This is a genomic window from Bradyrhizobium sp. 186 (assembly GCF_023101685.1).
Classification (GTDB): domain Bacteria; phylum Pseudomonadota; class Alphaproteobacteria; order Rhizobiales; family Xanthobacteraceae; genus Bradyrhizobium.
In genome coordinates this window covers 2136269-2161104 of the sequence record NZ_CP082164.1, presented here as the reverse complement: position 1 = coordinate 2161104, position 24836 = coordinate 2136269, and the positions used below count along the sequence as shown (strand labels likewise).

Genomic DNA, 24836 nt, shown 5'->3' with positions numbered 1-24836 from the left:
CGTGCCCCGGACGCAGCGCAGCACTTCCCTGGCGATGTGATGCATCGTCCAGTTCAGGGGTGCGCTGCAAAGCCGGGGTCCAGGGGGCGACATTCTGGGTCCCGGCTCTTCGGCCGGGACAAAGAGCCTTAAGCCGTCGCTGCCCGCAGCAGCCGGTCCGCCGCCGCCCTCGCTTCCGCCGTGATCTCGGCGCCTGCGAGCATCCGCGCGATCTCCTCGCGGCGGTGGTCGGCGGCCAGCGCATTGACGCGGGTGGCGACGCGTTTGCCCTTGTCGAGGGCATCCTTGGAGATCAGCAGGTGCTGATCGGCGCGGGCGGCGACCTGCGGGGCGTGGGTCACGGCCATCACCTGCACCTTGCCGGCAAGGCGCGCCAGCCGCGCACCGATGGCATCCGCGACCGCGCCGCCGACGCCGGTGTCGATCTCGTCGAACACCAGGGTGGGTGCCGATCCGCGGTCTGACAGCACGACCTTCAGCGCCAGCAGGAAACGCGACAGCTCGCCGCCGGAGGCGACCTTCATCAGCGGGCCCGGCTTGGTGCCCGGATTGGTCTGCACCCAGAACTCGACGCGGTCGAAGCCTTGCGGTCCGGGCGCGGTCTCGTCGGTTTCGACCTGAGTCATGAATTTTGCGCGTTCGAGCTTGAGCGGTGCGAGCTCGGCATTGACAGTCTTATTGAGCTTCTCGGCTGACTTCTGCCGCGCCATCGACAGTTTCCTGGCGGCCGCCGCATAGCGGGCGTCGGCCTCGATCGCAGCCTGCTCCAGCTTCTTCAACCGCGAGGCGCCGGCATCGATCAGCACCACATCGGCGGCGTATTTGGCGGCGAGCGCGGCGAGCCCGTCGACCGGCGTCGAATATTTGCGCGAGGCGGCGCGCAGCGCAAACAGCCGCTCCTCGATGCGTTCGAGCTCGCCGGGATCGAAATCGGTCGCGGCCAAGGCCGCCTGGAGATGCTGGTCGGCCTCTTCCAGCGCGTTGATCGCGATGTCGATCGCCTTCACCGCGGGCTCGACCAGCGCCGGCGAATTGACGCCGCGGCGCTCCAGCCGGCGCACCGCGGCCGACAGGGTCGCGACCGGCGAATGGTGGCCGCCGACGGCTTCCTGCGCCTCGCGCAGGTCGGAGGCGATCTTCTCGCCCTGCATCATGGTGGTGCGGCGGGAGGCGAGCGTGGTCTCCTCGCCGTCCTTGGGCGCGAGCTGCTTCAGCTCGTCGGAGGCATGGCGCAGGTAATCGGCCTCGCGCGCGGCACGCTCCATGCCGGTGCGATGCTCCTCCAGCGCGGTGTTCGCGGTGCGGCGCGCGTCCCAGAGCGCCTCCACGGCCGCGACGTCCTTTTCGAGGCCGGCGAAGGCGTCGAGCAGGCGGCGGTGGGTGGCGGCATCGACCAGCGCGCGTTCGTCATGTTGGCCATGGATCTCGACCAGCGCCGTGCCGACCGCCTTCAGCGTCTGCACGCTGATCGACTGGTCATTGATGAAGGCGCGGGTGCGGCCATCGGCGAGCTGCACCCGGCGCAGGATCATCTCGCAAGAATCCGCAATACTCGTATCCTCCAGGCCGTTCTCGGCCAGGATCTTCGTCGCGGGGTGATTCTTCGGGACATCGAACACGGCGGTGACCTGCCCCTGCTCCGCGCCATGGCGCACGAGGCCCGCGTCGCCGCGGCCGCCGAGCGCCAGCGCAAAGGCATCGAGCAGGATGGATTTCCCCGCACCGGTCTCGCCGGTCAAAACCGCGAGCCCGGTTGCGAATTCGATATCGAGCCGTTCGATCAGGATGATGTCACGGATCGACAGACGCGCCAGCATGGAACCAAATTTCCTAGCCGAGGCCCATCTTCTTGAAGGTCCTGCTGATCCAGGACCCCTGATTCTCGCTCGGTTCGAGACCGCCGGATTTTACAAGATTATAGGCGTCCTTGTACCAGCGGCTGTCAGGAAAATTGTGCCCGAGCACGGCGGCCGCGGTCTGCGCCTCGCCGACGATGCCGATCGCCAGATAGGCCTCGGTGAGGCGGAACAGCGCCTCCTCGACGTGGCGGGTGGTCTGATACTGCGTGACCACAGCCTTGAAGCGGTTGATCGCGGCCGTGTAGTCGCGCTTCTGCATGTAGTAGCGGCCGACATTCATTTCCTTGCCGGCAAGCTGGTCGCGCGCGCCCTCGATCTTGGCCTTGGCCGAGATCGCATATTCCGAGTTCGGATATTTACGCACCACCTCTTCCAGCGCGGCGATCGCCTTCTCGGTCCGGGCCTGGTCGCGGCTGGTGTCCGGAATCTGGTCGTAATGCGAGGCGGCAATCAGATATTGGGCGTAGGCCGCGTCCGGGCTGCCGGGATGCAGCGTGACGTAGCGGGTGGCGGCGCCGATGCAGCCGTCAAAGTCGCCGCCCTGATAGGACGCATAGGCCGACATCAGCAGCGATTTGCGCGCCCAGTCGGAATAGGGATGCTGGCGGTCGACCTCTTCGAACTTCTTGGTCGCCGCCTTCATGTCCTTCTTCTCGTTCATGAGGTACAGGCCCTCATTGTAGATCTTGTCGGCGGGCTCCTCGAGGAAGGTGTCGTCCTTGGCGGTGAACTTGTCCCAGAGCGCGCCGGTGCCGCAGCCAGCCAGCGGCAGCGCAAGCAAGAAGAAGGTGGCAGCCCGGAGCAGCCCACGGGCTCCGATCGCAGCCTTTGGCGAAACCGAAAGATATCCGCGCGTCATACGCTGTGCCGACATGAATTTAAGACCTGACGCCCTGTGATGCGGTGCCCGCCAGCCCATGAATCCCGTCATGGGCGCGAAATGTGACCGTGGTGCCTGCCATGCGACCACGCCAATGTAACCGAAAAACGATCGTTAACCGGATAGGCAGGCATTCCGCCCGGATTAAGGCGAACGTGCCGCAATGCTAGCCGATCATGGTTACCAGGAGTTTCCCGGGACAACGGCGGTCAAACGCCTGCGACAACAGATCCGTCAGGACACGTCCGGCCCGTAGGCCGCGGCGATCCAGCCGCCGACGATGCCGCTGCCGACCTCGACGACGGGACGCGTGGTGCGGCGGGCCACCTCGCCCTCGACCACCCGCCAGGCGGTACGGTCGGCGAGCAGCGCGGTCAGGACGGCGTGGTTGAGCTTGTGGCCGCCACGAACCGAGCGATAGGCACCGAGCAGCGGCAGGCCGGCCAGCGCGAGATCGCCAATGACGTCCAGAACCTTGTGGCGGGCGCATTCGTCAGCGTAGCGCAGGCCCTCGGTGTTGAGCAGCCGCTCGTCGTCGAACACGACGGTGTTGTCGAATGAGGCGCCGAGCGCATAGCCCGCGCTCCAGAGCCGGGCGACATCGCTCATCAGACCGAAGGTCCGGGCACGGCCGACTTCACGGCGGAAGCGTTCCGGGCTCAGGTCAAAGGTGTAGCTCTGCTGGCCGATCACGGGATTGGTGAAGTCGATCTCGACCTCGGCGCGGAACCCGCTGGCATAGGGGCGGATCTCGCCAAAGGAGGCACCGACCTTGACCGAGACCGGCTTCAAAACCTGGATGAAGCGGCGCTGCGCCGATTGAGTGACGATGCCGGCCTGGTCGATCGCCGCAATGAAGGCCGCGGCGCTGCCATCCATGATCGGCACTTCAGGGCCATCGATTTCAATGACGGCGTTGTCGACACCCATGCCCCGCAGTGCAGCAAGCACATGCTCGGCAGTGGAGACCAGCGGGCCGTCGCGATCACCAAGGACGGTCGCAAACTCGGTCGCGATCACCTGCTCGGCCGTCGCCTGAAATTCGCGGTCACTTCCCTCAAGGCCGGTGCGGACAAAAATAAAACCTGCATCGATAGGCGCAGGTCCAAGGGTGAGAGTGACGGGAAGACCGGAATGAACGCCGACGCCGGCCACGGTGGCTTGCGCACGAAGCGTTGTTTGCCGGCTAAATTTCATCAGGAACCGCCCCACTACGACTGCTGCGACTTATACTGGACTGAACTGATCGACCGAGATCGACCGTTCGAATCTCCGTATCCCCAAGTCACGGCAAACCATAGTCACAGCCTCAAACAGCGCCAACTCACGCTTTTTTACCGATTGTTACCCCAACTCTGCCGTATTCGCGCCAAGGCTTAACCAAATTGCGCCGAGTTTTGGGGCTGCCACCGGCAGCTTTACTGAACCATCGAATACATAATTAATGATTTAAAATCAGTTGCTTGAGCGTGCAATCCGGACATTCACGGGACCAAAGGAAAGGTCCCGGCAAGCTTCCCGCCGGGACCTTTTTTCGTCTGCCTTATTGTAACAATCCTCAGGTCGCCTGCCGCCGCAGGAAGGCCGGGATATCAAGATGGTCGTCTCCCTGTGGCGCCGAGGCAACAGGCGCGGGACGGCCGTGCATATCCAAGCCCTGCGGCGCGGGCCGACGCGCATACTCCGATACCGGCTCGCTGGCTGCGATCTGCTGCGCGACGCTCCGCTGCGGCTTGCGCTCCGGCAGCGCTGGCATCGCCGGCCCAGCAGTCCGGGCCGCGATCGGCGGCTCGCTCTCCTCGTCGCGACGGCCGAGGCCGACATTGGCGAGGCGCTGGAGCAGCGACAGGCGGGTCTTTTGCGGGGTCTCGTCCTCCACCTCGCCACGGGCCTGACGAATCTCGGCCTGGGCCGGCATCGGCAGTTCGTCGAGGCGCGGCATCCGCGGCGCACGCACGGGCGGCCGCTCGGCCTGCGGCGGGATGAAGTTTTCCGGCGTCATCGGCTCATGCATCGCGAGCGGGGCCTGCTCAGGCTCCGGGAACAGCGTCGGCTTCTGCGCGATCGGGCGCACGGTGACGTCGCCATAGGTCTGCATCGGCGCGGGCGCCTGCGGGACTTCCGCAACGGCGGCGGCAATGGCGGCGAGCGCCGCACGCTCGACATTGGGACGCGGAGCCATAGGAGCGGCAGCGAACGAGCCCGGTGTGGCCGCCGGATTCTGCCCTTCCAGCTTCTGGGCGCGCTCGGCCATACGCTGATTGTCGGCGCGGAGCCGTGCAGTCAGGTCGGCGAGACGGCTCTCGGCGACCGCGGCCGGAGCCTGCTGAGCCTGGGGTGCCGGGTTCGCAACCGGAGAGCTGGTGGCCTGGCTGTTGCGGGCGATCGCCGCCTGCTCGATGCCGGTGGCGACGACCGAGACGCGGATCAGGCCGTCAAGCGCTTCGTCGAAGGTCGCGCCGACGATGATGTTGGCGTCCTGGTCGACTTCCTCGCGGATGCGGGTCGCGGCTTCGTCGACCTCGAACAGGGTGAGATCCTTGCCGCCGGTGATCGAGATCAGGAGGCCCTTGGCACCCTTCATCGATGAGTCGTCGATCAACGGGTTGGCGATCGCGGCTTCAGCGGCGGTCAGCGCGCGCTTGTCGCCGGAGGCCTCGCCCGTGCCCATCATCGCCTTGCCCATCTCGCGCATGACGGCGCGAACGTCGGCGAAGTCGAGGTTGATCAGGCCTTCCTTGACCATCAGGTCGGTGATGCAGGCAACTCCGGAGTAGAGCACCTGGTCGGCCATCGCGAAGGCGTCGGCGAAGGTGGTCTTTTCGTTGGCGACCCGGAACAGGTTCTGGTTCGGGATGATCAGGAGCGTATCGACCACCTTGTGAAGCTCGTTGATGCCGGCTTCAGCGGTGCGCATGCGGCGGCCGCCCTCGAAGTGGAATGGCTTGGTGACCACGCCCACGGTGAGGATGCCCATCTCGCGCGCGATCTTGGCGATCACGGGAGCAGCACCGGTTCCGGTGCCGCCGCCCATGCCGGCGGTGACGAACACCATGTTGGCGCCGGAGAGATGGTCGCGGAGCTCGTCCATCACCTCTTCGGCCGCGGCCGCGCCGACGACCGGCTGCGAGCCTGCGCCCAGCCCTTGCGTCGCCGCCGTGCCCATCTGCACGATGCGCTGCGCCTTCGACATCGTCAGCGCCTGCGCGTCGGTGTTGGCGACCACGAAGTCGACGCCCTGAAGGCCGGCCGTGATCATGTTGTTGACGGCGTTGCCGCCGGCGCCGCCCACGCCGAACACGGTGATCCGCGGCTTCAGTTCGTGAATATCAGGAACATTGATATTGATGGTCATGTTTGCCTCTCGATCACGCGCGCGTGGGTTCGCCCCGGCCGACGGCCGCGGGAGTTGGTGAAAGTCGGGAATTGCGGAAAAGAGTCATCAGAAGCCCTCGCGTAGCCATCGTCCGACCTTTCCGAAATAACCGCCGGTCCCTGTCTTGGCCTGCTGCCGCGTATGCCGCGGTTCGACATGTTCTTGGTGAACATATTGCGGGTAGACCAGGAGCCCTGCGGGGACCGCGAACGCGGCGTTCTTCGCCTCGTTGGGCAGCCGGCCAAAACCGAGCGGACGTCCGACCCGCACGGGCCGGCCGAGAATCTGTGTTCCGAGTTCGACGAGGCCAGTGAGCTGCGAGGCGCCGCCACTGAGCACGACGCGCCCATTGGGCTCTGCCGCGAAGGGCGAATCCTTCAGCCGGTCCCGGACCATTTCGAAGATTTCCTCGGCACGGTGCTTGACGATGTTGGCGATGGTGGCGCGGGAGACGATCTGCGGCAGATCCTGCTCGTCACCGGCTGTCGGTACAGACATCAGCTCACGCGAGTCCGATCCGCCGGTGAGGACGGTCCCGTATAACGTCTTGATTCGCTCGGCATCGGCAATGGTCGCGGAGAGTCCGCGCGCGAGATCCATCGTGATGTGTTGCCCGCCGACCGCAAAGCCGGCCGCATGCACGAAGCGGCCGCCGGCATAGACCGCGATCGTGGTGGTGCCCGCACCCATCTCGACGACGGCGGCGCCGAGATCCGCCTCGTCGTCGGTCAGCACCGACAGGCCGGCCACATAGGGGCTTGCCGCCATGGCTTCGACGTTGAGGTGGCAGCGTTCCACCGCCAGCATCAGGTTCCGCGCCACCGTGGCGTCGCAGGTGACGACGTTCATGTCGACGCCGAACTGGTGCGCGACCATGCCGCGGGGATCGCGGATGCCCTTGACGCCGTCGAGCGTGTAGCCGACCGGCAGCGCGTGCAGCACGGTGCGGCCCTCGCCGGTGGCGTGGCGCATGCCGGTGGAGGTGACGCGGCTGACGTCAGCGGGCGTCACCGCCCCGCCGCGGATATCGGCCGCAGCTTCGACCAATTGGCCGGAGAGCCTGCCCCCGGAGACCGACAGCAACACGGAGTCAACGCGAACCTTGGCCATTTTCTCCGCAAGCCCGACGGCCTGACGCACCGCCTGCTCGCATTCGGCGAGATCGACCACTGCGCCGGCCTTCATGCCGCGCGACTGGATCTGGCTGTAACCGATCAGCTCCACCGCGTGGGTACGGTCGCGCAGGGCTTCGCTCGGCGCCGACGGCCTCAGCCGCGCGATCATGCAGGCGATCTTGCTGGTGCCGATGTCGAGGCAGGCGACGAGGCCGCCGCGCTTGTGCGGCATCGGGCGCGTCTTCGGGGTCTGGGTGCGGTCGAGGCCGGTCATGCGGAGTCTCCGGCCTTCTTCTTGGACTTCTTGTCCTTGAACTGGTCCTCGCGCGCCTTCGCGGCGTCGTCGGACAGCTGCACCACGAGGCGATCGGGCAAGCGCATGTCGACGGCGAGGATGTCGCGGGAGAACAGCTTGTCGTCCTTGTCGAGCCTGGAAAGCGTCGCAAGGGCATTGCCGACGTCCTGCTCGGGCAGGCGGATGTCGAGACCGTCCTTCAGTCTCAGGTTCCAGCGCCGCTCACCGACATAAATCGCGGCTTTCGTCACCGAATTCACCTGCGGATAGCGTGCGAGCAGCGCGAGGAAGTCGCGGGCCTGCGTGTCGGCGCCCTTGCCGACCACGAGCGGCAGCGACAGGAACCGGCGCGAGACATAGGGTTCGAGCAGGGCACCGTCGTCGGCGATGACGGAGAGCCGGCCGGCCTGCTGCCACAGCGCGAAGGCCTTGCGCTCGGTGATCTCGATCATAAGCTGGCCCGGATAGAGCTTCAGCACGGTCGCATCCGCAATCCAGGGATTGGCCTTGAGCTTGTCGCGGACGCCGTCGGCATCGAGGAACAGGAGCGAGGAGCGGCCGCTGACGCCGCCGATCGCGAGGATCTCGTCCTGGCTCAACTGCTTGCGGCCGTTGATGACGACGGAGGTGATGCGGAAGCCGGCGGAATTGGCCAGCGCATTACGGGCGTCGCTGACGGCGGTGATGAAATCCTGGAGATGGCCGCCCTTGACGATGCCGAAGCCGCAGCTTCCAACCAGGAGCAGCACGGTCATGCTGATCCCGACCCGGCGCGGCAGATAGCGCTCGACCAGCGCGACCGCGCGCGGCGGCGACTCGCGCTCGATGACCGCTTTGGCCCTGGCCCGAGCCTTGTCCTTGGCCTTGGCCCGAGCCTTGTCCTGGATCTTGTCCTTGGCGACAGCGCGCGTCTCATTGCGCTGCTGCACCCACTCGCGCAGAAGCACGACCGCTCCAACAGCGGCCGCCTTCAGATCAGCTTGGGGCCTCAGCGATCTGAAAAACGACCGGGTGAGGCTTCCTGCACCATCCATTGCACGAGCTCGTCAACAGTTTGCCCGCAACATCGCGCGGGTCCTGGCGAACATGACGTCTCGGACTTGCCGGGCCGGGTGCTGGTCTTCAGCAGAAGAAGCCTTTCCCCATCAAAGCGTTCGCTGGAGGTGAGATCACCCGCAACAGCTCACGCGCCGGCAGCCAAAGCGCCATATGCGCCGCCAGCGTTAACCTTCGGCCTTCCTGGTAAACAAAAGGTAAAGTTCGTTAACGCGGAAAGCTTTTTGCCCCGCGCTGTGAGGCATTTATGCCGCGATATCCGGCATTTTACCGGTTTTGGTAGCCAAACCGGGCGATTTCGCCGGTTTGGCCGTTAACCAGTCCTAATTATTTCCGCACCCGCCGTTCGGCGAGCTCGATCAGGCCGCGCAGGAAGTCAACGAACGCGATGCCTTCGGCCTTCAACGACTTGGGGTAGAGCGAAGACTTCGTCAGCCCGGGCAGCGTGTTGGTTTCGAGATAAACCAGGCCCTTGTCCGAGACGATAAAGTCCGACCGGGAATAACCGGTGCAGGACATCGCGCGATGCGCCAGCATCGCCTGCTGCTTCAGCGCGGCGGTGATCTCCGCCGTGAAGCGGCCCGGGCAGATCTCCTGGGTCGACTTCAAGAGATATTTTGCGGCGTAGTCGAAATTGCCCTCGCCCGGAATGATCTCGATCGGCGGTAGCGCGATGATCGAGCCGTCCGGCCGCTCCAGCACGCCGCAGGTTGCTTCGACGCCGGCAATGTAGGGCTCGATGACGTACTCCTCGTGCTTCGCCGCATTTCGGACTGCAACCAGATCCTGCTTCGCATTGACGAAGATCAGGCCATAGCTCGACCCGTCCCTCGCCGGCTTTGCGATCAGCCGGCCGTATTCGGCAAAGGCTTCGTCGATGTTTTCCAGCGCAATGTTTGCCGGCGGCGTCACGCCGCCGAGCGCGGCGAACCGCTTGGCCGCGACCTTGTCGAAGGCGAGATGCGAGGAAGCAGAGCCCGATCCGGTGAAGGCCACGCCGCGCGCCTCGCACGTCACCTGCAACTCGCCGTTCTCGGCGCGCCCGCCGTGCAGGCCGAGCACAAGCACGCGGTCCTCGGCCTTGGCCTGGTCAAGCGCCTGCTCCAATGGAACGCCGCGCGTGCCCGGCTCGAACTCGTCCTCGAAGGGACGGGCATGTTCGAGCAACTGCTTTGACTGGACCACGTGCACCTTGTCCTGGATGTCCCAGAACCAGAGATCGGCCTCGGGCAGCGCCTGATGCAGCGCCTGGGCTGAAGCGACCGAAACCAGACGCTCCCGGTTGGAGCCGCCAAAGAGGAGGGTAATGCGCATTCGCTTTTGTCCGTCACCTTGCTTTTGTCATTCCGGGGCGCGCTGAAAGCGCGAACCCGGAATGACTGTTAGCCGGAAACCCCGATCCGCTTGATTTCCCAGTGTAGCTCAATTCCGGAATTTGCCTTCACCCGTTCGCGCACGGTTTCGCCCAGCGTCTCGATGTCGTGCGCGGTGGCTTCGCCCGTGTTGATCAGGAAATTGCAGTGCATCTCGGACACCTGCGCGCCGCCGACGCGCAGACCGCGGCAGCCGGCGGCGTCGACCAGCTTCCAGGCGGAATGGCCCGGCGGATTCTTGAAGGTCGAGCCGCCGGTCTTTTCGCGGATCGGCTGCGCGGTCTCGCGATGGGTCTGCACTTCCACCATGCGCGCGCGGATGGCTTCACCATCCCCGATCTCGCCGCGAAAGCGCGCCGAGGTGAAGATGATGGAAGGATCGACGCCGCTATTGCGGTAGACAAATTTCATGTCGGCGTTGGAGAAGACGTGCTTTGTGCCATCGCGCCCGACGCCGGTCGCCTCGACCAGCACGTCCTTGGTCTCGCCGCCATTGGCGCCTGCATTCATGCGCAGCGCGCCGCCGATCGTGCCGGGAATGCCGAAGTAGAATTCCAGCCCGCCGATATTGCCGCTCGCGGCAACCTCCGCCACGCGCTTGTCGAGCACGGCCGCGCCTGCCGCGACGACGTCGCCGCTCGCCCTCGCCTCGCCAAAGCCGCGCGGCCCAAGCCGGATCACCACCCCCGCAAGGCCGCCGTCGCGCACGATGAGGTTGGAGCCGACGCCGACGACGTAGACGGGAATGCCGCTCGCGAGATGCGCGAGGAAGTAGGCGAGATCGTCCTCGTCCGCCGGCGTAAACAACACCTGCGCCGGACCGCCGACGCGAAACCAGGTGAGCTCGGCGAGCGACTGGTTGGCGAGCAGCCGGCCGCGCAGGTCAGGCATTGCGGCTTTGAGGTCGGGCGTGATGTCGGGGAAGGTCATGCGTGAGCGCTCACTTCGCGTGAGGGAAGCACGCTATCTCCGTTCCCTCCCCCCTTGCGGGGGAGGGTCAGGGAGGGGGGTAGCCACGAACTCTGACCTCGCCCGGGGCTACCCCTCTCCCATAGCCGAAGCTTCGCTTCGGCGTTCCTTAAGAGGACGGCCGCCGTAGGCGGCCTATGCCTCCCCCGCAAGGGGGGAGGGAGCGCAGTTTGCCTCGTGGCGGGCAATGAACTCATCATCCCCGCCCTCACCCCAGCGTCTTCAATTCGCCGGGCAGCGCATAGGCCCATTGCGTGATGTTGCCGGCGCCGAGGCACACGACGAGATCGCCTGACGTGGCATGCCCCTTGACGATGCGAGCCAGATCGGTCGCCGCCGGCAGCGGGATCACCTCGCGGTGCCCATGCGCACGCAGGCCCGTGACGAAATGATCGCGATCGATGCCTTCGATCGGCGTCTCGCCCGCGGCATAGACGTCGGCGACGATCACCGCATCAGCATCGTTGAAGCAGGTGCAAAATTCCTCGAACAGGGATTGCAGGCGGGTGTAACGATGTGGCTGCACCACGGCGACGATCTTGCCGTCGGTAGATTCCCGCGCTGCCTTCAGCACCGCCGCGATCTCGACGGGATGATGGCCGTAATCGTCGATCACGGTGACGCCGTTCCACTCGCCGGTCTTGGTGAAGCGGCGCTTCACGCCGCCGAAGCCGGCGATGGCCTTGCGAATCGCTTCGTCCGTCACGCCGAGCTCCCGCGCCACCGCGATCGCGGCCGTTGCGTTGGAGGCGTTGTGGCGTCCGGGCATCGGCAGCATGAGGTCCGCGACCTCCTGCGTCGCACCGGTGTTGCGATTGCGGAATGCGACCTTGAACTTCGATCCGCCGCCCGTCGGGGTCAGATCGAGCAGCCGGACGTCGGCCTGCGGATTCTCGCCATAGGTGATGATGCGGCGATCCTCGATCTGGCCAACCAGGCTCTGCACCGTCGGATGATCGATGCACATCACGGCAAAGCCGTAGAACGGCAGGTTCTCGACGAAGAGGCGGAAGGCGTCCTGCACCGCCTCGAAGGTCTTGAAGTGATCGAGATGCTCGGGATCGACATTGGTGACGATCGCGACCTCGGTCGGCAGCTTGAGGAATGTGCCGTCGCTCTCGTCGGCTTCCACCACCATCCAGTCGCCGGCGCCGAGACGCGCGTTGGAGCCGTAGGCGTTGATGATGCCGCCGTTGATCACAGTAGGATCGAGGCCGCCGGCGTCGAGCAGCGTTGCCACCATCGTCGTCGTCGTGGTCTTGCCATGGGTGCCGGCGATGGCGACGCAGCTCTTCAGCCGCATCAGCTCGGCCAGCATCTCGGCGCGGCGCACCACGGGAATGCGCTGCGCGCGCGCCGCCATCAGTTCCGGATTGTCGCGCTTGATCGCCGAGGACACCACGACGACCTCGGCACCGTCGACATTCTCCGCCTTGTGGCCGACCGAAACCTTCGCGCCCTTCTTGCGCAGACGGTCGAGATTGTAGTTGTCGGAGGCGTCCGAGCCCTGCACGGCATAGCCGAGATTGACCAACACCTCGGCGATGCCGCTCATGCCGATCCCGCCGATCCCGACGAAGTGGATGGGTCCGATCTCGCGCGGCAGTCTCATGCTCTGTTCCCTGACCTCGCCGCCCGCAAAGGCGGCATCTGGCGAAGGTCACGGCCAAATCAGCCGCAGGCCCCTCGTACTGGATGCCCCGCTTTAGAAGGCGATGACAAGGGCTTTTTCGCGTCAGATTCCGGCGACTTTGACCACCAGATCGGCCAAACGTTCGGCCGCATCGAGCCGGCCGGCGCCGCGGGCGGCCCCGGCCATGACGGCGAGGCGCGCGGGCTCGGCGGCGAAGGCGGATATCTCGGCGGCCAGCCGGTCCGAGCTGAACTCGGTCTGCGGGATGCGGATCGCGCCCTCGACCTTGGCCAGCACGCCGGCATTGGCGAACTGGTCCTGGTCGATCGAGCCCGGCAGCGGCACCAGGATCGAGGGACGGCCGATCGCGGCGAGCTCGGCGACGGTACCGGCGCCGGAGCGCGACACCACCAGATGGCTGGAGGCGAGCCGTGCCGGCAGGTCGCTGAAGAACGGCGCGAGCTCGGCATTGATCTTCAGCTTGTCGTAGACCGCGCGCACGCGCGCCATGTCCTCGTCGCGCACCTGCTGGGTGAGGATGAGCCGGCCCCACAGCGCGGGCTCGAGCCGCTCGATCGCGCCCGGCACGATGTCGGCCATGATGCGAGCACCCTGGCTGCCGCCAACGACGAGCAGACGGAGCGGTCCGTTCGCTTCAGGTGCGGCATATTTCACCCCGGCAGCCGCGAGGATCGCTGGCCGCATCGGCGTGCCGACCGTCGTGGTCTTTCCAGAGAGCGCCGGATCGCGGTCGAGCACGCCGGGTAACGACGTCGCAATCGCGCGCACGCGGCTCGCCAGAAAGCGGTTGGCCCGGCCGAGCACGGCGTTGGCATCGTGAATGATGCCGGGCACGCCGGCGAATTTCGCTGCGATCAGCGGCGGCAGCGTCGGATAGCCGCCGAAGCCGACCACGGCGACCGGCTTCAACCGCTTGATCAGACTGTAGGCGGACAGCGTGCCGGCGGCGAGCGTGAGGCCGGCATAGGCGAGCTGAAGCGGATTGCGGCCGCGCGCGGTCTCGCTGCTGACGACGTCGATCATGTCCTTGTTGAACAGCCCGCTATAGCGCAGCGCGCGCTCGTCGGTAACGAGGCGAACGCGAAAGCCGCGCCGGATCAGTTCGACACCGAGCGCCTCGGCCGGAAACAGATGACCGCCGGTGCCGCCCGCGGCGAGAAGAATCAGGGGAGACGTGTCCATGGCGGGGAGTTTTACAGGGACTTTTCCGTCATTGCGAGCGGAGCGAAGATTCCATGGGGAGTGGATAGCGACCAGGTCTGAGGCCAGACTGAGGTTGCTGAACCCCTCAACCTGGAGACGACGATGTTGCTCGATCATCCTTCCGACGGACCGACCGCTATCCGGACGCAGTTTGGCGCAATTTTTGTGTCTTTGGAACTGAGCCGTTCGACGTGGGTGATTACGTCACTTTCGCCTGGTACGGGCGAGAAGATGTCCAGGCACAGCGTCACGGCCGGCGATACGGCTGAGCTGATGAAGCTGTTTGCGGAACTCAGGCGCAAGGCGGAGGCCAGGACCCGCGAGAGCTATCCGATCATCACGATCCAGGAAGCTGGGCTGGACGGGTTCTGGCTGCACCGTGTTCTGCAACAGAACGGCATTGAGAGCCACGTGGTCGATCCCGCCTCGATTGCGACGTCGCGACGGCGGCGGCGGGCCAAGACTGACAGGCTCGATGGCGAGGCGCTGTTGCGGGCGCTTCTGGCCTACAAGCGCGGCGAGCCGCGGGTCTGTGCGATGGTGGTTGCGCCCTCGCCTGAAGAGGAGGACCGGCGCAGGCTGTGTCGCGAACGAGCGACGCTGATCGCCGAGCGCATCACGCATGTGAACCGGATCAAGGGTCTTCTGTTCGCGCAGGGGATATCCGACTACGTGCCGCTGCGGCGCAATCGGCGGGCGCGGCTTGAGGCCTTGCGCACGGGCGACGGGCGGGAGCTGCCTTCGCATTTGAAGGCGCAGATCGGCCGCGAGCTCGATCGGGTCGAACTGCTTCTGGAACAGATCAAGGCGGTCGAGGCCGCGCGAGATGCTCTGCTGGCCGCAGCCCGGAAGCCTGCAGACAAGAACGCTGCAGACAAGGTCGCGCCGGATCCGGTGGCGATGCTGCTGGCCTTGAAAGGGCTCGGCGCCAACTTTGCGGCCGTGCTCTGGTCGGAGGCGTTCTACCGGCAGTTCTCCAACCGCCGCCAGGTCGCCGCCTATGCGGGGCTTGCGGCGACGCCGTGGCAAAGCGGAGGCATCCGGCACGAGCAGGGCGTGTCGAAGGCCGGCAATCCCAGGCTGCGGACCACAATGATCCAGCTCGCCTGGCTGTGGATACGTCACCAGCCGCAGTCGGCCCTGACGCGCTGGTTCAAGGAGCGAAGCCCGCAAGGCCGCAAGCGCGCGATCGTGGCGCTGGCGCGCAAGCTTCTCGTGACCTTGTGGAAGTATGTCACCGCGGGCGAGACCATCGAGGGGGCCGTGATGAAGCCCGCCGCCTGATCCGGACCGCACCAAGCGGCGTGCTTCGCCGCCCGCGCGCAACGAAAGAACCATAACCCATCTGCCGAGGCCCGATCAGTCTCGGAAGATCCGGGTGGACGAACCGATGGATTGCATGGCTTCAAACGCCGCAACGAAGAATGGCCTCGTCCTCTCGAGCCTGCCCGCCGCAAGCGGAATCGTGGTGCAGTCGCCTTGTGCGACGACCGAATGTGAGTTTGATCTGGCAAGCAACCCAGATCGTCGAACCGGCTCGACCCTTGGATCGCAAATGCGAGGATGGCAGATGCCCTGACAGAACCGCCAACGCGAGGAGCTCCTATCGGCCCAACGCACCAAGCATGATGGCGTGCTCGCTCAACTCAAGGCCAAGCCGCTTCGCGGCGGCCCTAACAGGCCGGCCTTGACTTGATCTGCGCGCGCCATCCTGCAGAACCCGCGGTCGGGACGAAGAGGTGGCTGCAGTCGAACAAAAAGGTGACTGCTCATCCTTGACACACACATTCCCCATGTGAGCAATCCAGACTGTCACCGCGGAGGGATTCTGGATTGCTTCGCTTCACTCGCAATGACGAAGAACTACGCGTAGCTGCGCATCGCCTCAGCGCGACCGATCGACTCCACCTCGGTGCGCGGGCGCAGCCGCGTCAGGGCCAGCATCATGCCGACGCCATAGGCCAGCGACACGATCGAGGAGCCGCCATAGGAGATGAACGGCAGAGTCATGCCCTTGGCCGGGATGAGCTGGAGGTTGACCGACATGTTGATCGCGGCCTGCACGCCGAACAGGATCGCAAGGCCGGAGGCCGCGAAGCGCGAGAACATGTCCTCATTGGAATAGGCGCGCGACAGCGTCCGGATGACCACGAAGGCGAACAGCGCCAGCATGGCGAGGCACAGGATGATGCCGAACTCTTCGGCTGCGACCGCGAACACGAAGTCGGTGTGGCTGTCCGGCAGGCTGCGCTTGGCGATGCCCTCGCCCGGTCCGAGCCCGAACCAGCCGCCGTTGTAGAAGGCTTCCATCGCGGTATCGACCTGGAAGGTGTCGCCGGAGGCCGGGTTCATGAAGCGCTTGATGCGCCCTGCGACGTGGGGAACAAAAAGATAGGCGCTGAACAGGCCGGCCGCAGCGGCGCCCGCAAGGCCGAACACCCAGATCATGCGCATGCCCGCGATGAAGAACAGCGAGCCCCACACCATCAGGATCAGCATGGTCTGGCCGAAATCGGGCTCCATCACGAGCAGCGAGACCAGCATCAACAGCAGCACCAGCGCCATCGAGGTCGCCGGCATTTCCGGACGTTTTGTCGACTCCGCGAACAGCCAGGCCGCGATGACGACGAAAGAAGGTTTGGCCACTTCGGAGGCCTGGATATTGACGCCGAGCAGCGTGATCCAGCGCCGCGAGCCCTTCACCTCCGGGCCGATCGCGAGCGTCAGCACGATCAGGATGATGCTGGCCGCAAAGATGATCAGCGCCGAGCGGCGGATCGCCCGCGGCGACAGGAAGGAGACGCCGACCAGCACCATGAACGACGGCGCCAGGAACATCACGTGGCGGCTGAAGAAATGGAAGGGATCGAGCCCGATGCGGGTCGCAACCGGCGGGCTCGCCGCCAGCGACAGGATGACGCCAGTCAGCATCAGTACCAGGATCGCGCCGAGCAGCGGCTTGTCGACGGTCCACCACCACTCGGAAAAGGGGGTGCGTTCTTCACGGGAGAGCATGGGCGGCCGCTTTCGGACGGAGGTCGGCCCATTGGTCGCCGAGGTTGGTTTACGGGGGGTTAAGGAATTGGGAATGTTTGGAGATGAAACGGGGAGCGCCACCTCAAATGCTCGTCATGCCCCGCGAAAGCGGGGGCATCCAGTATTCCAGAGGCGTCGAGGTTCATAACCACAGCCGCGGCGTACTGGATCGCCCGATCAAGCCGGGCGATGACAGCGGCGTAAGAGGCGGCTGCGCACCCTCTACACCACCGGCTTCACACCCGGTAGCGCCTGCACCAATTCGCGGAACTTGGCGCCGCGGATCTCGAAGTTGCGGTACTGATCGAAGGAGGCGCAGGCGGGCGACAGCAGCACGACGGCGTCGGTGAGGCCCGAGGCTTCCGCATCGCGCGCGGCGTGCGTGACGGCGACGTCGAGCGTCTGGCTGATCTCGTGCACTAGCTGCGTGCCGAGCGTGCCGGAAAACTCCGGCGCGGCCTCGCCGATCAGATAGGCCTTTCGGATGCGCGGGAAGAAACCGGTGAGGCCAGTGATACCGCCCGCCTTCGGCTTGCCGCCGGCGATCCAGAAGATTTCCGAAAAGGACGACAGCGCATGCGCGGTGGCGTCAGCGTTGGTGCCCTTGGAATCGTTGACGAACAGCACGTTGCCGCGACGGCCGACCTGCTCCATGCGGTGCGCAAGGCCCGGAAAGCTGCGCAGGCCGTTCTGCAACACCTCCCGGCTGATGCCCATCGCGAGCGCGGCGGCGGCGGCGCAGGCCGCGTTCTGTGCGTTGTGCAGACCGCGCAGCGAGCCGATGCCGCCGAGAACAGCGACCTCGCTGCGGGCGCCGCCTGAGCTGCGCACGATCGCTCCGTGCTCGACTGAGATGCCGCTCGCCAGCGGATTCTTCACCGAGATGCGCACAACGTTCTTGCCGGCGCGGTCGAGCCGGTCGGCGATATCGCGGCAAAAGCCGTCGTCGACGCCAACGATCGAGGTGCCGCGCGGCTGCACGCCCGCGACGAGGCGTTCTTTCACGGCGGCGTAATGCGCGATCGTGCCGTGACGGTCGATATGATCCTCGCTGACATTGAGAAGGATGCCGACGGAGGGGTCGAGCGAGGGCGTGAGGTCGATCTGGTAGGACGACATCTCGATCACATGGACGCGGCCCATGCGCGGCGGCTCCAGCGACAGGATCGCGGTGCCGATGTTGCCGCCCATCTGGGTGTCGTAGCCGGCGACTTTGGTCAGATGCGCGATCAGCGCCGTCGTGGTCGACTTTCCATTGGTGCCAGTGATCGCGACGAACGGCGCGTCGGGCGAGTGCCGCCGCCGCTCGCGGCAGAACAGCTCGATGTCGCCGATCACCTCGACGCCGGCCTCGCGCGCCTTCAGCGCGCTCCAATGCGGCACCGGATGGGTCAGCGGCACGCCGGGCGCGAGCACCAGTGCGGCGAAATTCGCCCAGGAGACATTGCGCAAATCGGCGGTAATGAAACCGGCTTGCGTGGCCTTGGCGACGTTCTCGGCACTGTCGTCGCCGGCGATCACCTCGGCGCCCCCGGCCTTCAAGGCGTGGCAGGACGCAAGCCCCGAACCGCCGAGGCCGAACACCGCGACGGTCTTGCCGGCGAAGGACGTGACGGGAATCACGATTTGAACCCTGTCATTCCGCGGCTCGCGCAGCGAGAACCCGGAATATCGAGATTCCGGGTTCTCGCTGCGCGAGCCGCGGAATGACAGCAATCATCGGCCACCACCGCAATCACCGCAGCTTCAGCGTCGACAGGCCGGCAAGCGCCAGCATCACCGAGATGATCCAGAACCGGATCACGATCTGCGGCTCGGTCCAGCCGAGCTGCTCGAAATGGTGATGGATCGGCGCCATCCTGAAAATGCGCTTGCCGGTGAGCTTGAACGAGACGACCTGAACGATGACGGAGACCGCCTCGAGCACGAACAGGCCGCCGATTACCGCGAGCACGATCTCATGCTTCACCGCGACCGCGATCGCGCCGAGCATGCCGCCGAGCGCGAGCGAGCCGGTGTCGCCCATGAAGATCGAGGCCGGCGGCGCGTTGAACCAGAGGAACCCGAGGCCGGCGCCGAGCAGCGCGCCGCAGAGCACTGCCAGTTCGCCGGTGCCGGCGACGTATTTAATCTGGAGATAGTCGGCGAACACCGCGTTGCCGGCGAGGTAGGCGATCATCGCAAAACTCGCCGTTGCGATCATCACCGGCACGATGGCAAGGCCATCGAGACCGTCGGTGAGGTTCACCGCATTGCCGGCGCCGACGATGACGAAGGCGCCGAAGACGACGAAGAACCAGCCGAAATGCAGCACCGTATCCTTGAGGAAGGGAATCGAAAGCGCGGTTGACGAGGGATCGCGGTTCAGCCGCACCAGCGCATAGCAGGCCGCCAGCGCGATAGCCGCCTCGATCAGCAGGCGAAGCTTGCCGCCGAACCCGGTCGTGGTCTGCTTGGTCACCTTGAGGTAGTCGTCATAGAAGCCGACGAAGCCGAAGCCGAGCGTCACCGCGAGCACGATCCAGACGTAGGGGTTGAGCGGATTGGCCCACAGCACCGTGCCGACCGTAAGGCCGGACAGGATCATCAGCCCGCCCATGGTGGGCGTGCCCTTCTTGCTGAGATGCGATTGCGGGCCATCGGCCCGGATCGGCTGGCCCTTGCCCTGCCGGATGCGTAAGTGATCGATGATCCAGGGCCCGAACAGGAACACGAACAGCGCGCCAGTGACGACGGCGCCGCCGGTGCGGAAGGTGATGTAACGGAAGACGTTGAGGAAGGTGCGAACCGCACCAAAGCCCGGAAATGTATTGGAGAGCTCGATCAGCCAGTAAAACATTCAGACGGTCCTATGGCGCCTTTGCACACGGCCGAGGCCCTAGCCTCGGCCGGGCGTGCCTCACGCGCATTCGCGGGTCTTCATCAAGTGGTCGGGCGACCTCTAAGAAACCGGACAGCTTCGCGCCGCAATGGTTGGGATCGGGAACAGCGCTTTCCAAGCAGTTTACGCCTTTGCCTGCAAGGCGGCCACTAGGGCCGGCACAAACTTGTTGACCCAGAACATCTTCTTGCTGCCCTTGACAACCACGACGTCGCCTGCCTTCAGCAGGCTTGCGACGTCATTCGGCCTAAGCGTGGCGGGGTCGTCGTGCCAGCCGAGGCCCTTGCCGGCCGGCAGCACATCGTAGAGATGGCGCATCAGCGGCCCGACGCAATAGACGCCGTCGATCCCCGCAAGCTGCTCGGCGAGGCCGGTGTGATAGACCGGCGCGTCGCCGCCCAGTTCCAGCATGTCGCCGAGCACCGCAATGCGACGGCCGCCGCTCATGTGACGCGCCTGGAGGCTTTGCAGTGCAGCAGCCACGCTGGCCGGATTGCCGTTGAAACTGTCGTCGATCACGGTGACGCCGCCGACCACCTGCTCGACGCCGCGGCCGGTCATGATGCCGACCCGGTCGAGCTTGATCGCAAGCGTCGCGGGATCGAGCTTCGCGGCGAGGATCGAAGCGAGCGCGGCAAGCGCATTCTGAACGCGGTGCGGCGCACCCGGGGTCAGACTGAACGCGAGCTCCTTCTTGCCGATCCCAGCGACGACCTGCCAGCTCTCGCCGTGCGGGGCGTGCGTGATCTCGTGCACCTCGGCATTTTCGCCGAAGCGCACGACCTTGCCCTTCCAGTCGGGCGCGGCGATCCCGGCCGGCAGCACCAGCACGCCACCCGAGGGCAGGCCGAGCGCGATCGACACCTTCTCGCGCCGGATCGCCTCGAGCGAACCGAGCTTCTCCAGATGCACCGGCTGGACGTTGACGACGAGCGCAACCGTCGGCCGCGTCAATTCACTGAGCCGCGCGATCTCGCCGGTCTGGTTCATGCCCATCTCGACGACCCAGAGGCTGGCGTCGGGCCGCGCATTGCACAGCGTCAGCGGCACGCCCCAGAAATTGTTGAAGCTCGACGGGCTCGCATAGGCGTTCGGATAGGCTGCGAGAAACTCCTTGGTGCTGGTTTTGCCCGCGCTGCCGGTGAGGCCGATCACCGGACCGTTGAAGCGCGCGCGTGCAGCACGTGCGAGGCCCCAGAGACCGTCGATCAGCGTGTCCTTCACGACGATCTGCGGAATGCGGATGCCGGCGATCTCGTGCGGCACGATCATCGCAACCGCACCGGAGGCTTCTGCCTTGTCCGCGAACTCCCAGCCGTCACGCACGCTGGCGAAGGCCGAGATGAAGCCGCCGCTCGGCGTGCCGCTGAGCGCGACGAACAGGCAGCCCGGCTTCACCAGACGGCTGTCCTGGGTGACGAAGTCGATTACCGTGTCCGGAAATGATCCGGCCACGCCCAGCGCGCGCGCCACTTCGGCAACTGTCCATAGTGGCGCGCTCATGCAACCCTCGACGCTAATGCGGCGGCAACCGCCTCATGATCACTGAAGGGCAGCACCTGGTCGCCGACGATCTGCCCGGTCTCGTGTCCCTTGCCGGCGATGAGCAACGCATCGCCCTCTTCCAGTTCCTCGATCGCAGCGCGGATCGCCGCAGCGCGGTCGCCGATTTCGCGGGCGCCCTTGGCGGTCGCAAGGATCGCCGCGCGAATGGCCTCGGGCTTCTCGCTGCGCGGATTGTCGTCGGTGATGATGACGCCGTCGGCGTTCTCCGCCGCGATCTCGCCCATGATCGGACGCTTGCCGGCATCGCGATCGCCGCCGGCGCCGAACACGACGATCAACCTGCGTTTCGCGTAAGGCCGCAAAGCCTGCAACGCCTTCGCCAGCGCATCGGGCTTGTGCGCGTAGTCGACAAAGATCGGCGCGCCGTTGCGCTCGCCGACGCGTTCGAGCCGGCCCTTGGCGCCTTCGAGATGCTCGAGGCTGGCAAACACATTTGCTGCATCGCTGCCGGTGCCGATCGCAAGCCCGGCGGCCACGAGCGCGTTCTCGATCTGGAATTCGCCGACCAGCGGCAGCCGGATCACAAACCGCTTGCCACGATGTTCGAGCGCGAGCTTCTGCGAAAACCCGTCAACCTCGGCATCGGCGAGGCGAATGCCCTCACCGGCACCGTCGCCATCGTGGCCGACCGCCATCACGCGCAGGCCATGCGACTTTGCGGCGTCGATCGCTTCCGCCGAGCAATCATGATCGGCCGAGATCACCGCCGCACCATCCGGTGGAACCAGTTCGCGGAACAGCCTGAGCTTGGCCGCGAGGTATTGCGCGACGGTCGGATGATAGTCCATGTGATCGCGCGACAAATTGGTGAAGCCGCCGGCCGAGACGCGCACGCCGTCGAGGCGATATTGATCGAGCCCATGCGAAGACGCCTCGAAGGCGAGATGCGTGACGCCGTCGTTTGCGATCTCATCCAATTGCCGATGCAGCGCGATCGGATCTGGCGTCGTCAGCGAGCCGTAGACGGTACGCTTGGGCGAGACGAGGCCGATGGTACCGATGCTGGCGGAGACATATCCCAGCCGTTCCCAGATCTGCCGCGTGAATGCGGCGACCGAGGTCTTCCCGCTGGTACCGGTCACCGCCGCGATGGTCGCGGGCTGCGCTGGAAAAAACCTTGCCGCGGCCAGCGCCAGTGCGCGGCGCGGATTGGCGACAGTGATGAACGGCACCTTGCAGCCGGCCGGCGCATGGTCGCCAACGACCGCTACCGCGCCCGCTGCAATCGCGGCATCGATGAAGCGCGCGCCGTCGGTCTTGCTGCCCGCGAGTGCGAAGAAAAGGTCGCCGTGCCTGACCGCGCGGCTGTCGAGCGCGAGCCCTCCGACCACGACGTCGAGCGCGCCCGGATCGAGCGTGGCGTCATCGCTAAAGAGTTCGCGAAGTCTCATGATCTTCCAGTCTGGCTGGCGCAGTGCTCGCGCCGCTGAAGTATACGCCTTACTGGGTTGCCCTGGATGCTGCAAGAATAAGGCGGTCGGACGGCGGCAAATCGAAGCGAGGCTCGACCCCCAAAAGCGGCGCGATCCGCTCGATCACCTTGCCGCCCGTGGGCACTGCGTTCCAGCCCGAGGTGATGAAACCTTTTGTTTCGGGCAGCGCCTGCGGTTCGTCCAGCATGATCAGAATCTGATACTTTGGATCGTCCGAGGGCATGATCGCGGTGAAGGAATTGAGCACCCGCTTCTTGGCATAGCGGCCATTGATGACCTTCTCGGACGTACCGGTCTTGCCCCCGACATAGTAGCCCTTGACGTCGGCGGTCTTGGCGGTACCGATTTCGGCATTGAGCCGCATCAGGTACCGCATCTTGTCACTGGTCTCCTGCTTGATCACGCGCTTGGCCATCGCCGTGGCTTCCGATTCGCTGCGCTTCATGAATGTCGGCGGGATCAGGTAGCCGCCGTTCACCAGGGCGTTGATGCCCATCACCGCCTGGAGAGGCGCCACGGACAGGCCCTGACCGAACGCGATGGTGACCGTGTTCAGCTCACCCCAGCGGCGTGGCACCAGCGGAGCCGCGCTCTCCGGCAACTCGGTGCGCAGCCGCGTCAACTGACCCATTTTGGCGAGGAACGTCTTGTGCGCCTCGACGCCCTGGCTGAGCGCGATCCGCGCGGCGCCGATATTGGACGAGTAGGTGAAGACTTCCTTGGTGTTGATGAAACGACCGAGCTGGTGACTGTCATGGATGGTAAACTTGCCATAGTGCAGGTTTCCCCGTGCATCCCACGACGAGTTCAGGTTGATCTTGCCGGAATCAAGCGCCATCGCCAGCGTGAACGCCTTGAAGGTCGAGCCCATTTCGTAGACGCCGGTGGTCAGACGATTAATGCGATCGGGGTCGTGGGCTTCCTTGGGATTGTTGGGATCGAAATCCGGCAGAGAAACCAGCGCGACGATTTCGCCGGTCTTGACGTTGGAGATGATGCCCGAGGCGGCCTTGGCGTGGAATTTTTCCTTGGCCTTGAGCAATTCGTCGCGCAGCGCGTGCTCGACGCGCAGATCGACCGACAGCTCGATCGGCTTCTGCAGCCGGTCGGTGGCGAAGCCGGCGCGGTGAAGATCGGCGAGCCCGTTATTGTCGAGCCACTTCTCCATGCCGGCGATGCCCTGGTTGTCGATGTTGACGAGACCGATGAGGTGGGCGACCTCGTTGCCGGTCGGATAGACACGCTTGTTCTCGCGCAGGAAGCCGATGCCGGGAATGCCGAGCTTGTGGATGTCCTGCTGCTGCTTCGGCGTGATCTCGCGCTTCAGCCAGACAAAACCCTTTCGCGCCGACAGGCGCTCGCGCACCTCGGCCTCGTCGAGGTCGGGCACGGTAGCGGTGAGCAACTCGATTGCCTCGTCCTTGTCGATGATGCGGCGCGGCTCACCGAACAGGCTCGCCGCCTTGACGTCGGTTGCGAGGATCGCGCCGTTGCGGTCGACGATGTCGGGCCGCGCGGTCGCGACCACTTCCTGCGCCGCGGCGCGCCGCGCGCTGTGGGCGTCGGCGCCGATCGCGAACATCACCAGCCGGCTGCCGATCAGGATGTAGACCCCGGCGAAGGCGAGGATCGCCAGCCCGACGCGCGCCCGCGCCTTCGCGGCGCGGTCGACGTTGCGCCCGTAGAGCAGGCTGCGGATCAGCCGCTGCCGCCACGGTTCAACAGGTTTGGCCGGAGCAGCACCGCTCATTGCTTGTCCTCGGGCTGAGGCACCGAGCCCGTCACCGTATCCGGATCGCTCGCGGCTTCGATGGTGTTGATCATGGACCCGATCGGATCCGGCTCGCCCGGCCTGAACAGGCGCGGCGGACGCTCCGGCAGGTTCTTGAGCGAATCATATTGCGTCGCGTTGACCGGCTTCAGCGGAAGATGCCGCTCGGACAGTCCCTGCAGGCGCAGGGGCGCATCGAGCTTGGCCCATTCGGACCGCAGCGCCGCAATCGCGTCGCGCTGCTCGCGGATCTCGGCATGCAGCCGCAGAACCTTCTCGGTGCGCGCCGTGGAGTCCATCTTGATCCGGTAGACATAGGCCGCCGCGAAGATCAGCGCGCCGATGACGAGGAGGTGGATGAAGCGCATG

General features: G+C 65.5%; 18 protein-coding genes. 1 reads left to right on the top strand and 17 read right to left on the bottom strand.

The window, feature by feature from the left end; all coding sequences use genetic code 11:
* Nucleotides 1–128: 128 nt before the first annotated feature.
* The 10 genes from recN to murG all read right to left on the bottom strand — a co-directional run bounded on the left by recN (nucleotide 129) and on the right by murG (nucleotide 13759).
* Nucleotides 129–1817, bottom strand: a complete 1689-nt coding sequence (gene recN, locus IVB18_RS10085; RefSeq protein WP_247989023.1) for a DNA repair protein RecN — start codon at nucleotides 1815–1817, stop codon at nucleotides 129–131.
* Between the two features lie 13 nt (nucleotides 1818–1830).
* On the bottom strand, nucleotides 1831–2733 hold the full coding sequence (locus tag IVB18_RS10080; protein WP_247989022.1) for an outer membrane protein assembly factor BamD: 903 nt from the start codon (nucleotides 2731–2733) through the stop codon (nucleotides 1831–1833).
* Between the two features lie 240 nt (nucleotides 2734–2973).
* Nucleotides 2974–3936 (bottom strand): UDP-3-O-acyl-N-acetylglucosamine deacetylase, encoded by a 963-nt coding sequence (lpxC, locus tag IVB18_RS10075; protein WP_247989021.1) that lies wholly within the window; start codon nucleotides 3934–3936, stop codon nucleotides 2974–2976.
* A gap of 361 nt (nucleotides 3937–4297) precedes the next feature.
* Nucleotides 4298–6094, bottom strand: a complete 1797-nt coding sequence (gene ftsZ, locus IVB18_RS10070; protein ID WP_247989020.1) for a cell division protein FtsZ — start codon at nucleotides 6092–6094, stop codon at nucleotides 4298–4300.
* An 87-nt stretch (nucleotides 6095–6181) separates the two neighbouring features.
* Nucleotides 6182–7504, bottom strand: coding sequence for a cell division protein FtsA (gene ftsA / locus IVB18_RS10065; protein WP_247989019.1), 1323 nt, complete (start codon nucleotides 7502–7504; stop codon nucleotides 6182–6184).
* Nucleotides 7501–8559 carry a cell division protein FtsQ/DivIB gene (locus tag IVB18_RS10060; RefSeq protein WP_247989018.1) on the bottom strand — a complete coding sequence of 353 codons (1059 nt, stop codon included), beginning with the start codon at nucleotides 8557–8559 and terminating at the stop codon, nucleotides 7501–7503. The genes ftsA and IVB18_RS10060 overlap by 4 nt, the downstream gene beginning before the upstream one ends.
* A 349-nt stretch (nucleotides 8560–8908) precedes the next feature.
* A complete protein-coding gene (locus tag IVB18_RS10055; protein WP_247989017.1) occupies nucleotides 8909–9895 on the bottom strand; it encodes a D-alanine--D-alanine ligase in 987 nt (328 codons plus the stop codon).
* Between the two features lie 68 nt (nucleotides 9896–9963).
* Nucleotides 9964–10884: a UDP-N-acetylmuramate dehydrogenase gene (gene murB / locus IVB18_RS10050; RefSeq protein ID WP_247989016.1), complete on the bottom strand. Its 921-nt coding sequence runs from the start codon at nucleotides 10882–10884 to the stop codon at nucleotides 9964–9966.
* Nucleotides 10885–11131: 247 nt separating this feature from the next.
* Nucleotides 11132–12535, bottom strand: coding sequence for a UDP-N-acetylmuramate--L-alanine ligase (murC, locus tag IVB18_RS10045; protein WP_247989015.1), 1404 nt, complete (start codon nucleotides 12533–12535; stop codon nucleotides 11132–11134).
* 123 nt (nucleotides 12536–12658) lie between these two features.
* On the bottom strand, nucleotides 12659–13759 hold the full coding sequence (gene murG / locus IVB18_RS10040) for an undecaprenyldiphospho-muramoylpentapeptide beta-N-acetylglucosaminyltransferase (RefSeq protein WP_247989014.1): 1101 nt from the start codon (nucleotides 13757–13759) through the stop codon (nucleotides 12659–12661).
* A gap of 123 nt (nucleotides 13760–13882) precedes the next feature.
* On the opposite strand from murG, the gene IVB18_RS10035 reads away from it, so the two are divergent.
* Nucleotides 13883–15064, top strand: coding sequence for an IS110 family transposase (locus tag IVB18_RS10035; protein WP_247983422.1), 1182 nt, complete (start codon nucleotides 13883–13885; stop codon nucleotides 15062–15064).
* A 579-nt stretch (nucleotides 15065–15643) separates the two neighbouring features.
* Here the strand turns inward: IVB18_RS10035 and ftsW are convergent.
* The 7 genes from ftsW to IVB18_RS10000 form a co-directional block, all read right to left on the bottom strand.
* Complete coding sequence (gene ftsW / locus IVB18_RS10030) at nucleotides 15644–16795, bottom strand: putative lipid II flippase FtsW (protein WP_247989013.1); 1152 nt, start codon at nucleotides 16793–16795, stop codon at nucleotides 15644–15646.
* 243 nt (nucleotides 16796–17038) lie between these two features.
* A complete protein-coding gene (murD, locus tag IVB18_RS10025) occupies nucleotides 17039–18439 on the bottom strand; it encodes a UDP-N-acetylmuramoyl-L-alanine--D-glutamate ligase (protein ID WP_247989012.1) in 1401 nt (466 codons plus the stop codon).
* A 112-nt stretch (nucleotides 18440–18551) separates the two neighbouring features.
* Nucleotides 18552–19655 carry a phospho-N-acetylmuramoyl-pentapeptide-transferase gene (gene mraY / locus IVB18_RS10020; protein WP_247989011.1) on the bottom strand — a complete coding sequence of 368 codons (1104 nt, stop codon included), beginning with the start codon at nucleotides 19653–19655 and terminating at the stop codon, nucleotides 18552–18554.
* 165 nt (nucleotides 19656–19820) lie between these two features.
* A complete protein-coding gene (murF, locus tag IVB18_RS10015; RefSeq protein WP_247989010.1) occupies nucleotides 19821–21200 on the bottom strand; it encodes a UDP-N-acetylmuramoyl-tripeptide--D-alanyl-D-alanine ligase in 1380 nt (459 codons plus the stop codon).
* Entirely contained in the window at nucleotides 21197–22654 is a 1458-nt protein-coding gene (locus IVB18_RS10010; protein WP_247989009.1) for a UDP-N-acetylmuramoyl-L-alanyl-D-glutamate--2,6-diaminopimelate ligase, read from the bottom strand. Before IVB18_RS10010 ends, murF begins: the two co-directional genes overlap by 4 nt.
* 49 nt (nucleotides 22655–22703) lie before the next feature.
* Nucleotides 22704–24446, bottom strand: coding sequence for a penicillin-binding protein 2 (locus IVB18_RS10005; protein WP_247989008.1), 1743 nt, complete (start codon nucleotides 24444–24446; stop codon nucleotides 22704–22706).
* Entirely contained in the window at nucleotides 24443–24835 is a 393-nt protein-coding gene (locus tag IVB18_RS10000) for a hypothetical protein (protein ID WP_247989007.1), read from the bottom strand. The genes IVB18_RS10005 and IVB18_RS10000 overlap by 4 nt, the downstream gene beginning before the upstream one ends.
* Nucleotide 24836 lies beyond the last annotated feature (1 nt).

Excerpts from the sequence above, each read along its gene's own strand:
- recN (WP_247989023.1), bottom strand. The coding sequence starts at position 1,817 with ATGCTGGCGCGTCTGTCGATCCGTGACATCATCCTGATCGAACGGCTC.
- IVB18_RS10080 (WP_247989022.1), bottom strand. The coding sequence starts at position 2,733 with ATGTCGGCACAGCGTATGACGCGCGGATATCTTTCGGTTTCGCCAAAG.
- lpxC (WP_247989021.1), bottom strand. The coding sequence starts at position 3,936 with ATGAAATTTAGCCGGCAAACAACGCTTCGTGCGCAAGCCACCGTGGCC.
- ftsZ (WP_247989020.1), bottom strand. The coding sequence starts at position 6,094 with ATGACCATCAATATCAATGTTCCTGATATTCACGAACTGAAGCCGCGG.
- ftsA (WP_247989019.1), bottom strand. The coding sequence starts at position 7,504 with ATGACCGGCCTCGACCGCACCCAGACCCCGAAGACGCGCCCGATGCCG.
- IVB18_RS10060 (WP_247989018.1), bottom strand. The coding sequence starts at position 8,559 with ATGGATGGTGCAGGAAGCCTCACCCGGTCGTTTTTCAGATCGCTGAGG.
- IVB18_RS10055 (WP_247989017.1), bottom strand. The coding sequence starts at position 9,895 with ATGCGCATTACCCTCCTCTTTGGCGGCTCCAACCGGGAGCGTCTGGTT.
- murB (WP_247989016.1), bottom strand. The coding sequence starts at position 10,884 with ATGACCTTCCCCGACATCACGCCCGACCTCAAAGCCGCAATGCCTGAC.
- murC (WP_247989015.1), bottom strand. The coding sequence starts at position 12,535 with ATGAGACTGCCGCGCGAGATCGGACCCATCCACTTCGTCGGGATCGGC.
- murG (WP_247989014.1), bottom strand. The coding sequence starts at position 13,759 with ATGGACACGTCTCCCCTGATTCTTCTCGCCGCGGGCGGCACCGGCGGT.
- IVB18_RS10035 (WP_247983422.1), top strand. The coding sequence starts at position 13,883 with ATGTTGCTCGATCATCCTTCCGACGGACCGACCGCTATCCGGACGCAG.
- ftsW (WP_247989013.1), bottom strand. The coding sequence starts at position 16,795 with ATGCTCTCCCGTGAAGAACGCACCCCCTTTTCCGAGTGGTGGTGGACC.
- mraY (WP_247989011.1), bottom strand. The coding sequence starts at position 19,655 with ATGTTTTACTGGCTGATCGAGCTCTCCAATACATTTCCGGGCTTTGGT.
- murF (WP_247989010.1), bottom strand. The coding sequence starts at position 21,200 with ATGAGCGCGCCACTATGGACAGTTGCCGAAGTGGCGCGCGCGCTGGGC.
- IVB18_RS10010 (WP_247989009.1), bottom strand. The coding sequence starts at position 22,654 with ATGAGACTTCGCGAACTCTTTAGCGATGACGCCACGCTCGATCCGGGC.
- IVB18_RS10005 (WP_247989008.1), bottom strand. The coding sequence starts at position 24,446 with ATGAGCGGTGCTGCTCCGGCCAAACCTGTTGAACCGTGGCGGCAGCGG.
- IVB18_RS10000 (WP_247989007.1), bottom strand. The coding sequence starts at position 24,835 with ATGCGCTTCATCCACCTCCTCGTCATCGGCGCGCTGATCTTCGCGGCG.